13 protein-coding genes and 1 pseudogene are annotated in these 7,736 nt (G+C 71.7%); 11 read left to right on the forward strand and 3 right to left on the reverse strand.

Going from position 1 to position 7,736, the window contains the following annotated elements:
• Positions 1-239: 239 nt before the first annotated feature.
• The 3 genes and pseudogenes from ACWEFJ_RS28250 to ACWEFJ_RS28260 form a co-directional block, all read right to left on the reverse strand.
• Entirely contained in the window at positions 240-1,460 is a 1,221-nt protein-coding gene (locus tag ACWEFJ_RS28250) for a tyrosine-type recombinase/integrase (protein ID WP_449715557.1), read from the reverse strand.
• Between the two features lies 1 nt (position 1,461).
• Positions 1,462-1,803 carry a hypothetical protein gene (locus ACWEFJ_RS28255; RefSeq protein ID WP_449715571.1) on the reverse strand — a complete coding sequence of 114 codons (342 nt, stop codon included), beginning with the start codon at positions 1,801-1,803 and terminating at the stop codon, positions 1,462-1,464.
• Between the two features lie 234 nt (positions 1,804-2,037).
• A pseudogene (locus tag ACWEFJ_RS28260) lies at positions 2,038-2,313 on the reverse strand (helix-turn-helix domain-containing protein); the annotation flags it as partial.
• Positions 2,314-2,566: 253 nt separating this feature from the next.
• Between ACWEFJ_RS28260 and ACWEFJ_RS28265 the strand changes: the two are divergent.
• From ACWEFJ_RS28265 to ACWEFJ_RS28315, 11 genes are read left to right on the forward strand one after another with little or no spacing between them, the layout of a single operon-like run.
• Positions 2,567-2,773 (forward strand): helix-turn-helix domain-containing protein, encoded by a 207-nt coding sequence (locus tag ACWEFJ_RS28265; RefSeq protein ID WP_449715558.1) that lies wholly within the window; start codon positions 2,567-2,569, stop codon positions 2,771-2,773.
• Positions 2,770-3,396 (forward strand): hypothetical protein, encoded by a 627-nt coding sequence (locus ACWEFJ_RS28270; protein WP_449715559.1) that lies wholly within the window; start codon positions 2,770-2,772, stop codon positions 3,394-3,396. Before ACWEFJ_RS28265 ends, ACWEFJ_RS28270 begins: the two co-directional genes overlap by 4 nt.
• On the forward strand, positions 3,393-3,734 hold the full coding sequence (locus tag ACWEFJ_RS28275) for a hypothetical protein (protein WP_449715560.1): 342 nt from the start codon (positions 3,393-3,395) through the stop codon (positions 3,732-3,734). The genes ACWEFJ_RS28270 and ACWEFJ_RS28275 overlap by 4 nt, the downstream gene beginning before the upstream one ends.
• Complete coding sequence (locus ACWEFJ_RS28280; RefSeq protein ID WP_449715561.1) at positions 3,731-4,051, forward strand: hypothetical protein; 321 nt, start codon at positions 3,731-3,733, stop codon at positions 4,049-4,051. Before ACWEFJ_RS28275 ends, ACWEFJ_RS28280 begins: the two co-directional genes overlap by 4 nt.
• Positions 4,048-4,743, forward strand: coding sequence for an HNH endonuclease (locus ACWEFJ_RS28285; RefSeq protein ID WP_449715562.1), 696 nt, complete (start codon positions 4,048-4,050; stop codon positions 4,741-4,743). Before ACWEFJ_RS28280 ends, ACWEFJ_RS28285 begins: the two co-directional genes overlap by 4 nt.
• A complete protein-coding gene (locus tag ACWEFJ_RS28290; RefSeq protein WP_449715563.1) occupies positions 4,740-5,027 on the forward strand; it encodes a hypothetical protein in 288 nt (95 codons plus the stop codon). The genes ACWEFJ_RS28285 and ACWEFJ_RS28290 overlap by 4 nt, the downstream gene beginning before the upstream one ends.
• Positions 5,020-5,979: a hypothetical protein gene (locus tag ACWEFJ_RS28295; protein WP_449715564.1), complete on the forward strand. Its 960-nt coding sequence runs from the start codon at positions 5,020-5,022 to the stop codon at positions 5,977-5,979. The genes ACWEFJ_RS28290 and ACWEFJ_RS28295 overlap by 8 nt, the downstream gene beginning before the upstream one ends.
• Positions 5,976-6,419 carry a hypothetical protein gene (locus ACWEFJ_RS28300; RefSeq protein ID WP_449715565.1) on the forward strand — a complete coding sequence of 148 codons (444 nt, stop codon included), beginning with the start codon at positions 5,976-5,978 and terminating at the stop codon, positions 6,417-6,419. Before ACWEFJ_RS28295 ends, ACWEFJ_RS28300 begins: the two co-directional genes overlap by 4 nt.
• Positions 6,416-6,754: a hypothetical protein gene (locus ACWEFJ_RS28305; protein WP_449715566.1), complete on the forward strand. Its 339-nt coding sequence runs from the start codon at positions 6,416-6,418 to the stop codon at positions 6,752-6,754. Before ACWEFJ_RS28300 ends, ACWEFJ_RS28305 begins: the two co-directional genes overlap by 4 nt.
• Positions 6,754-7,161 (forward strand): RRQRL motif-containing zinc-binding protein, encoded by a 408-nt coding sequence (locus ACWEFJ_RS28310; RefSeq protein ID WP_449715567.1) that lies wholly within the window; start codon positions 6,754-6,756, stop codon positions 7,159-7,161. The genes ACWEFJ_RS28305 and ACWEFJ_RS28310 overlap by 1 nt, the downstream gene beginning before the upstream one ends.
• The gene (locus ACWEFJ_RS28315) at positions 7,158-7,643 is read left to right on the forward strand and encodes a hypothetical protein (protein WP_449715568.1); all 486 of its coding nucleotides are present in this window, start codon (positions 7,158-7,160) and stop codon (positions 7,641-7,643) included. Before ACWEFJ_RS28310 ends, ACWEFJ_RS28315 begins: the two co-directional genes overlap by 4 nt.
• Positions 7,644-7,736 lie beyond the last annotated feature (93 nt).

Here is a 7,736-nt window from a genome sequence, read left to right on the forward strand (position 1 = left end):
AGGTCCTTCGACTGCCGGACCCGGCTGGGCTCGTGCACGTACATCACGTGTGCCATGCGGTGTGACCAGGCAAAACAGGTTGGGAGCGTGGTGGGAACGTAAGGGAACATAAAGCCCTGTTTCGGCAGGTCAGGCCGGGTATCGCGTGTCACCGGAGGAGTGCGGGGGAGCGTCACGGATAGCTAACGCGTCCCACAACCACCCGTAGACGTCCCACGCGTTGTGTCCAGAGTGGACGATCATGCAGCGGGCTCGGAAGACCCGGTAGCCGACCGTACTGCCGTCGATTCTAGCGCTGCTAGTGCCCGTGCGCGGTTGGTCGATGCCTGCTGGACGTACTCCTGGGACTGCTTCACGTCGGCGTGGCCCATCAGCTCTGCGAGAGCGAACGCGTCGAGCCCGCCCTCGGCGAGCCTGGTTGCGTAGCCGCGGCGCAGGGCGTACCCGCTCACCGGCTCGACCCCGGCCGCGTCGGCGGCGTTGTGCATGGCGAGCAGCAGCACGTCACGGTGCAACGGCCGGCCGCCCGCCGTGCCCGCTCTCGGGTCGGCGTCGGTGAGGAACACCAGCGGCCGGCGGCACCGCTCGCCACGCATGTGCTCGATCCCGCAAGGCTGGCGGAGGTCGCGGCCGTCGAGGCGTCGGCGAAGGATTTCCAGCGCACGGTCCGACAGGGGCAGCACCCTCGCGTCGCCGTCCTTCGGCCACCCGCGGATCTTCTTCTGCCGGAAGACGTACGTCTCGGCGACCGTGAGCATCCTGGTCTCCCAGTCGATCCGGTGGGCGTGAAGCCCCGTCAGCTCGCCGGGACGCAGACCGGTTTCCAGGCCGAACGCCACCGCGTCGGCGTAGTCCTGGCGCATCCGGCCAGAGCTGGTCAGCTTCGCAGCGGTCGCGGGGCTGACGTACTTCTTCGGCCGCTTCTGCCGCTTGGGGATCTTCACGCCCGCGATCGGCGAGGCGAGCAACACCTCCTTGTCCAGGGCCACGCCGATGCTCCACGAGAACGCCGACCAAATGCGCTGGACGTAGGACGCGGACAGCGGGCGGGGCTTCCAGTCCGGCCGGCGCATGTCCACCGGCGCTGTGCCTGCCACCAGCCGGTCAACCCACTCCTGCGCACCCGTCTTCTCGTTGCCGCTGCGCACGATCTCGTTCAGGGGGACGGTCCGCCACTGCGGCATCAGGTAGCTGCGCGCGGTCTGCTGGAGGGTGAGCCCGTGGTCGCTCTCCCACACCCGACCTTCCATGATCGCGTCCCACCAGTCACCCCACGCGACCCGGGCCATCAGCGTCCCGGAGTTGAGCCGAGCCACGCGCCGCGACTTCGCGTAGGCGTCGGCGGCTGCCTCCAACGCGTCCAACATCCGATCGGTAGCCGGCGTGTGCCGCTTCTTCCCGCTGGCGTCGCGGTACACGCCGCGGTATCTGCCCGATGGCAGCTTCTCGTAGGACGCCACTTCAGCCCTCCTGTTCCTGCTCCTCTGCCTCGCGCTGGATGCGGGCCAACGCGGCAGCCATCTCGCTCTTGGACATCTGCGGCACGGCCTGTGCCAACCACGTGTCGAGGTCGAGGCGCGCGCGCTGCGCCTCGGCCAGGTGCACGGCGGCTGCGGCTCGGTCGCCGAGGCGCTTCGCGATCGCGGCATCGGTCGTCGCGTCGCGCCAGCGCACGTAGAACGGGCGCGCTTTGGCGACCGCGGCGCTGATCTGCTCGGCGCGCTCGGGTGGTTCGAGGTACTGCACGACGCCGTCGATCCAGTCGCGGAGCTGGCGCAGCTCGTGCAGGGGCAACTGCCTCACGTGGGCGAAGACTTCGTGCACGTCCAGTGGCGGCTGATCAGCGGGCGGTACCCGAGGGCGGTCGCCCGGCACGTCCGGACGCTGCGCCGTTTGGGTGATCCTATCCCCTGTGGCGGGGAATTCGACACCTGTGGGAGCGGTCCCAGTGGTTGAACCACTGGCCACTCCTAGAACCCGGTGGGGGTCGGAGTTGCCGTAGTACGCGTCCACCAGCGCACCGGTCGGGACTTCGAACACAGGTTCGAGTGAGGAAATGGTCGAAATGTGGACACGCAACCCCTTTTCGACACGACTAAGGGTTTTCCGCGACATTGCGGAGCGTTGCGCAACATCTTCTAGTGTCCACTTGCGACCTGCTCTAGCTGCGGCGATGGCCTGACCGAACCGTTCAGCGTCAGATTTTGGGCCGCCCGACGCCGAGGCGTCGTAGGAAGGTGCGGCCGGACGTTCCGTCATGGTCGCCATCGTAGTCCGCTCCAATGTCCGCGCATGGCGACAATTGTGGAGCATTGGGGAGTTTCGTGGGTACCTATGGGAACACTACTCGCCAGTAGGTCGTTCGCATCATCCCGCCGGCGGGCATCCGGGGGAAGAGTCTGCGCGCTTGCGGGTGACGGGAGTCTCGGCGTAGCGTCCCGGAGCAACACAGCGTCACGAATTTCTACCCAAAACTTCCCGTGATGCACGTTCTGTAACGCGAAAGGAGTAGGTTGTGACGTCAGCCACAACTGGCGCTCTCCCGGAGTTGACCCCGCCCAAGTTGGTGCCCGAGAACCGAGTGCACAGCGTCAAGACGGCCGCCGAGCGGGCGATCCGCCACGAGAAGACGATCCTCCGGGCCCTGCGCAATGGCGACCTGATCGGGCACCAGAACGAACGCGGTGGCCCGTGGCGGATCTTCGAGAACGACCTCGACGCGTGGATCAAGGGCCGTCGGCCCGGCACCCGTCGGCGCAGGGGCAACGCGTGACCGGCGGTTTGCAGACCGCCGGCCAGCGCCTAACGGATCGGCCCGCCGTTGCAGCGGGGGCCGAGACGGACACCCGAAACACCCACAGCGAGCAGGAGACCCGCATGCCCAGCGGCCAGTCTAAGGCCAGCCTCACCAAACCCGCATGGTCGACGCACTCACGAATCGACGACGAGACGCCGGCCGCCGTGTACCACGGACTCGGCTACGAGGTCCAAGACCGGTGGGCGGTCAACTCCGCCAACACCGTCGCGGTCGAGGTGTTCGTCTCGGACACGATCAACCTGCACGACGCACACGTGGTCATCGAGCGTGACGCGGCGCAGGTCGAGCTGACCGGTGGCATCGTCAGCCTGCCCGCCGCCGCCGAGGTCGCCGACGCCCTGGTAACGATGCTCGCCCAGGTCGTTGTGTGCGGCAGCGACACCGACCGCGAGCGCATCGACTACATCCTCGGCGCTGTCGAGGAGCTGAAGTTCATCGTTCGCGAGATCGCCGGTGTCGAGCTGCCGACCGGCGCGCCGGCGGACCAGTTCCGCGCCCTCGCGCTGTGCGAGCACGGCCGCAGCATCCACAGCATGTGCCCGCAGTGCGACGCGCCTCGGAAGGCGGTCGCGCGATGACCGACCTGGAGCTGATCGCGAGCCTGAACGACGCGCTGGACCGGCACACCGAGTTCGAGCGCGAGCACCAGCGGTTGCTCGACGCGCTCACGGCCGTGGGCCAGATGCCCGGCGGGACGAACGAGGAGCAGGTCGCGCGGTTCACGCGCCGCGCCGAGGTGCAGAACGCGCTGGCCGACCTGTACGCGGCCAAGCGCGCCCTGATCGACGCGACCACGATGTTCGGTTGGACGCTGGGCATCGCCGAGCAGAAGTACCGGGATGGCGCGTACGAGTCGGGTCTCCGTGCCGACCGGGCGCGCGCCCGGATCGCCCGCGCCGCCGGAGGTGCCCGGTGACGAAGCGTGCCCCGAAGACGCTGCGCGGGTTCCGCACGCGCGCGGCCGAGGTGAACCGGGCGCTGGTGGCGGTCGGCGACCTGCCGAGCGCCACGCCGGAGGAGCGCCTGGCGTACCTCCGCGCGCGGCGGGACGTGATGGCGGCGTTCGTGCAGCTGTACAGCGACGCCTGCGCCGTGGTGCCGACTGCCTCGGTGGAGTGGGACGCCCTGTACGACGCTCGCTCCTACCGGGAGGACCAGCTCCGCGACCTGGAGAGCGAGATCGCCCTGCTGACGGCGGACGCCGTCGAGCGCGCCGCCGGGGGTGTCGAGTGACGACGCTCGCCGAACTGCGCGCGCGACTCGCCGAGCCGCCGACGTCGCCACGGTTCGTGACCCGCGACGCCGCGGTGCTGGCGCTGGGCGCGCTGCTGGACCTGCCCGCGCCGGCTGCGCCCGGTCTCGCAGCCGAGGACCAGGCGCTCGTTGCGGACGGCTGGTCCACCTGCCACCACACGGTGGTGACGACGGTCGACCGGGTGCTCGACTCGCGCCCGGCGACCCACCGTGGCACGACGAACCGCGACGTGCGGGGCTCGTCGCACGACCGGGCGGCCCGCCGGGCGTGGCTGGTGGAGACCTACGGCGACGGCAGCACGGTGCTCTGCTACCGGTGCCGCACGTCGCTGACCGTCTCGACCGTCACCAGCGACCGGATCATCCCCGGCTCGCAGGGCGGCACGTACCGGCGGGACAACATCCGCCCGATGTGCGGGACGTGCAACTCCATCACGGGCGGGCAGCTCTCCGCCGCGACGCGCCGCGACGCGCCGCCCGCCGGGCCCGTGCTGTCGCCGGTGCTGGCGCGCATGGCCGCCGCCGTGCGCTGCCACCCGAGCGGCGTCATGTTCTACGGCCCGAAGCAGGCCGGCCTGGTGGCCGAGCTGGAGCTTCACGGGCTGGTCACCGTCGAGCGGCGCATCAACGACCTGGTCGTGCGCCCCGCGTGCGAGGGGGGTCTCGCGTGATCACCATCAAGCAGGTCGCCGGCGCGGCCGGTGACGTGGCCGCGCTCCTGATCGGCGCGTCGCTGGAGTGGCTTGCCGACCGCACGCCGTCCGAGCGGGTCGCCGACGCCGTGCGGGTGGGGATCGCCGCCGTGCTCCTGGTGCTGGCGCTCGTCGCGGTGGTCGGATGCCGCCCGCTGGCGGACACCCGTCCCGGCTCGCCGGTGGAGATCGACCCGGCCACCGTCACCGCCGAGGTCGAGGTCACCGCGGTGCAGCCGTCTGGGGTGATCATCCGTGGCTGAGGTCTTTCCCGCGTTCAAGCCGAACGCCATCGAGAACGACGTCGCCGAGGTGCGCCGCCGCGTCAAGGCAGCTTTGGAGCGGGCCGGCGTGCTGGTCGAGTTCCGGCCGCACCGGGTCACCGTCGAGCGGTACGCGTCGGTGACGCCCGGCAGCGGCTACGCCGTGTCCACCGTGGACGTCGCCGAGGTGACCGAGATCGACAGCGGAGCCGCGCACGTGGTGCTGTTCGACACGGGTGACGCGTACGCCGTGCCGAACTTGGTGGCCTCGCTGGCGCAGCTCCGTGGCCGGATCGACCACGGCCGGTGGCTGTGGAAGACGCGCGCCACGCGCACCCGCTCGTCCGGCGCGGTGGTCACGACGCTGGCCGTCGCCGACGAGGACCAGGCCGCCGCGCTCGCGCTCACCGAGCGGCACCAGGAGTGGGCCGTCGAGCACCCGTCGGTGACGCTGGTCGCGCACCGTTCCGGCTGGTCCGTGCTCTACACCTTGGCTCACGTGCCCGGCGGGCGCATCGTCACCCGGCACTCGCCGACCGAACCGTGGGTGCCCGAGACGGCGTGCCTGTGCGGCGAGGCCAAGCCCGAGAGCGGCCACCTCACCGGCTGCCCGGAGGTCGACGCTCCGCCGCCGACTATCGCCGACGTGCGCCGGTTCCCCGAGTTCTGGGTGTCTGGCGCTGGCCACGCCATCGCGTCCCGCACGCACTGCCCGCACGGCTACTACCTCACCGACTCGTGCCCTGGGTGCGACGCCGACCAGGACCAGGCCGCCGCCGGGCTGCCCGACTGCCCCGGCCGCGCCGAGGTGATCCGGGACGTCGTGACCGCCCAGGGCGGCTACCTCGGATCGTGCGACCACTGCCGGTGGCAGGGCGAGATCTGGGACCGGCGCGTGGACGCCCAGCGGGACGTCACCGTGCACAACGCGGGTACGGGAGGTACCCGGTGAAGGCCGATGAGGAGTTCGCGGCGCGGCTCGCCGAGATCCAGGCACGCGCCGACGCGGCGACGCCCGGCCCGTGGATGGTCGACCACGCCGCCGCCGTGCGGGAGGTGCCCGGCTGGCACGTGGCCGTCGGGGCACCGGCACCAGCCGGTTTCACCGTGGTGGCCCTCACCGGCACGGCTGGTGCCGGTGCCCACGAGCGGTCCGTCCCCGACGCCGAGTTCATCGCGCACGCCCGCGACGACGTGCCGGTCCTGCTCGCCGAGGTGGCGCAGCTCCGCGCACGCCTCGACGCCGTCCGCGCGCTGCACGTCCACACCCGTAACGACAACTGGTACATCGGCCCCAAGGTGCTCTGGATGTGCTCGCAGTGCGGTGCTGTGGCGGATCGCTGGTGCGACACGGTCCGCGCTCTCGACGGCATCCCGGACGGTGGCCGGTGAGCGACGCCCTGTTCCCCGAGCCGCCGGGCCACGTGCCCACCCCCGGTGCCCGCCGCCGCGCCCGGCAGTCCGTCGCCGTGCGGCACCGTCGGCACCCGCTGTCGGTGGCGCTCGGCTACGACATCCCGCTCCACTCCGACGCCACCGAGCCGGACGGCCCGCGGTGCGGCGGCTGCCGGTTCCGGGTCCAGGTGCCCGGCGGGGATCGCTCGTTCCCGAAGTGCAGCGCCGGCGGCGGTGGCCAGGGCTGGCCGCGCGCCACGCACGGTGCCGCCACCGACGTGCTCGCGTCCTGGCCGGCCTGCATCGACTACCAGCCGAAGGAGCCCCGCTGATGCCGACCACCAGGGAGCCCGTCGTCCTGCCGTGGAACGGGCGCACCGCGTTCGCCCGCGGCCTGCGGGACGGGCTCCCGGTGTTCGGCTGGCGCGAAGCGCCGCCCGGTCTGGCCACGCGGCGCGGGCTGCGCGCGCTCGGCCTGTCGCCGCGCGGCCTGGACCCGGTGGCCCTGCTCGTGTTCGGGCACCGGCGCCCATACCGCCGCGAGGAGTGCGCCCAGCTCTACCTCATCGAGCAGGCCCGCCCGGTGCTGCCGATGACCCCGGCGGAGTGGCAGGCGCACGACGCGATGATGCGCGCCCGCCGTACCTGCCGTACCTGCCACCAGGTCGTGGACCACTGCGTGCGCGGGCCGCGCCGCCAGTGCTCGGCCTGCTACGACGTCGAAGGGATCGCAGCATGACGACTGCACAACCCGCGGTTGCCGCGGTTCCGCCGGAGCTGACGCGCGAGCTGATGGCCGTGCTGGACCGGCACGGCTACCGCATGGCCGACATGCGCGGCATCAAGGGGGCGGAGCGAGTCCTCGAACGCATCCGGCGCGCCGCCGCCGAGTTCGTCAACGCGTTCACCGACGCACCGCCGTTCGAGGGCGTCACCGCGCCGGCCCAGGTCGGCGCGGTGGTCCGCCGGTTGCACGAGGTGTCGCTCGACGCGCTGTCCACGGACGGCGTGGACGTCGAGGCCGCGGGCGCGGGCGACGTGGTCCGGATCGTGTGCGGGCACCTGCGGTTCCCGGTGGCCGAGCACGTGGCGCGGCGCGCGGCGTGGCTGTTCCTTGAGGCCGACGTCGTCGAGGTGGCCGGCACCGGGCCGGGTGTGCGGCACCTCGTCGAGCAGTTGGGTCGGCAGGTCGCCGAGCAGCGGAGCGCGACGCACCCGTGACCGACCCGTACAGCCGCCGGGCGGCGGCCTCCGGCCGGGGGAGTTGGCGTTCGTCGGGCCGTTGGCCGAGCACGCGTTCGAGGTCATGCGGTT

The sequence above is a fragment of the Actinosynnema sp. NPDC004786 genome, assembly GCF_053601135.1.

What these genes read in the sequence shown, in the direction of transcription:
- ACWEFJ_RS28275 (WP_449715560.1), top strand. Translation starts at nt 3,393, where the DNA reads ATGACCGACCTGGAGCTGATCGCGAGCCTGAACGACGCGCTGGACCGG.
- ACWEFJ_RS28310 (WP_449715567.1), top strand. Translation starts at nt 6,754, where the DNA reads ATGCCGACCACCAGGGAGCCCGTCGTCCTGCCGTGGAACGGGCGCACC.
- ACWEFJ_RS28315 (WP_449715568.1), top strand. Translation starts at nt 7,158, where the DNA reads ATGACGACTGCACAACCCGCGGTTGCCGCGGTTCCGCCGGAGCTGACG.